This window comes from Thermoleptolyngbya sp. M55_K2018_002 (assembly GCF_015295965.1).
In the GTDB taxonomy this organism is placed as follows: domain Bacteria; phylum Cyanobacteriota; class Cyanobacteriia; order Elainellales; family Elainellaceae; genus Thermoleptolyngbya; species Thermoleptolyngbya sichuanensis.
The window spans coordinates 1-2,034 of the sequence record NZ_DVEA01000286.1; the positions used below are offsets into that span (position 1 = coordinate 1).

1 protein-coding gene is annotated in these 2,034 nt (G+C 63.0%); it reads left to right on the plus strand.

Annotated features, from left to right (window positions below; genetic code table 11):
* Positions 1 to 159 precede the first annotated feature (159 nt).
* Positions 160 to 2,034: NB-ARC domain-containing protein (locus IGS51_RS14785; protein ID WP_297079332.1), on the plus strand; the 1,875-nt coding region annotated here is incomplete at its 3' end.

Genomic DNA, 2,034 nt, shown 5'->3' on the forward strand with positions numbered 1-2,034 from the left:
CTGTCCCCACCTCTTGTCCCCAAATCTGCGCGATTCAGTGTTGCGTTTTGGGGCGGGCGCATTATCGTTATGAATACTACCCGCAACAAAAATCCGTCCGCGTCCACCATCCATCTGGCATCCATCTGGCTCTAGGGTGAACCTTGCTCTCGTATCGTCATGTCGCAAACCTACGAACATTTGCTGGCTGAAAAGAACCTGTTAGACCAAGCGCGGCTGGGAAGTGCGGAGGCGATCGCCACCTTGCTCAACCGCAGCCTCAATCCCAGAGGCATTACGGCAATGGCCCGGCTGGAGCAAGACACGCTGCATGTTCTCGTAGAGGCCGTGCCCGCGCCGCCGCCAGATCTTGCGTCATTTGTTCATCAGGGCATTGCGGGGCTGGGCATGGCCACCGCCAATACGCTCAAGGTTTACGGCCGGCAGCGCGGCATCAGCCAGATCGGCTGGCAGCAGGCGTTTAGTCTGGCGACCCCTTCTGGCTTGGGCGGCGTGTCTACGGTGGTGCAGGGAACCCAGGCGGGAAATGGGCTGCCCGTGACCGAGTTTGAACTGGGGGCGGGCGGACAGCAGGTGATTGCGGGCGATCGCCGCTTGCAGATGACTCCGTATGGTGCGGTGGTGACGCTCTTGCCGCAGCCCTCAGCGCCCTCGCTGCGATCGCGCACCCTGCCCAGCCCCGAAGCGGCCTGCCCGCCAATGCCCTACCTGGTGGGGCGCGAAAAGGAATTGGACGGGGCGATCGCCGCGCTGGAACAATCCGTGCCCGTCGAGTTTTATGGCGAGTCGGGGCTAGGCAAAAGCGCCCTGGCCCGCGCCCTAGCCCACCAGCCCTCGGTTTTGGGGCTGGCTGCTGAGGGGCTGGTCTACCGGGTCGTCGGCGAGCAGCCCGTCGAGGATCTCTACCAGAGCCTATTTGAAGATTTTTTTGAAATTGACGAAGCCATTCCCCACAAGCTGAGCGAGGAAGAGGTGCAGTATGCCCTGCGCCAGAAGCGGGCGCTGGTGGTGCTGGACGATGTTCGCCTGCCGCCCAACGTGCTGGAACGAATGACGCGAAACCTGACTACGCTGGGCCTAATTGTCACGGCTTCAGAGCGCCATCTGTGGAACGATAGCCACAGTCTGCCGCTGAGCGGCTTGCCCCAGAGCGAAGCGGTGAATCTGCTAGAGCGCTATCTGAACGATCCCCTCACGCCGGAGCAGCAATCCAGCGCAGAACAGCTTTGCACGTTGTTGTATGGGCATCCGCAGCGGATTTTGCAGGCGGCAATGCTGGTGCGCGATGGCCATTTGTCTCTGCTGGCAATGATCGAGCAGTTGCAATCGGGGGCGACGCTAGAAGTGCTGGTGCTGCGGGCGTGCGCCACCTTCCCGGATGCCGAGCGGCGCTGTCTGGCGGCGCTGGCGGTGCTGGGGGAAGTCCCCGTGCAGACCCACCACCTGGCCGGACTGACGGGCACGACCAATCCCCAGCCAATTGTGGCAACCCTGGTCAGCCGTGGCTTTTTGAGCAGTGACGGGGTGCGCCACACGCTGGCAGGAAATTTGCTGGCTCCCCTGCGGCAGTTCTGGAACCTGGAACAGTGGGTGCAGCCGGTGGTGCGCCATTTTCTGCACTGGGTCCAGCAGCAGGCTCCCATCAAAGGGGCGCTGTTGCCAGATTTGCCGCTGCTGATGCGGGTGGTAAACCTGGCTGCTGAAGCAGAACAGTGGAAAGAAGTCGTGCAGTTTGCCCGTGTGATGGACGGCCCGCTAGCGCTGGGGCGACGTTGGGGCGCATGGGAGCAGGTGTGGGATGCGGGGCTGCGGGCGGCAGAACATTTGGGCAATTCCCAGGCGATCGCCCTAGCCCACCACCAGCTAGGCACCCGCGCCCTCTGCCTGGGCGACAGCTTTGCTGCGATTAACTATCTCAACCAGGCGTTGCGCCTGCGGGAAGCCGGGGGCAACGAAACCGCCGCCGCCGCCTCGCGCCACAACCTCAGCCTGCTGGTGGCTCCGATGCAACACCTCCAGCCCCAGCCCCAGCAG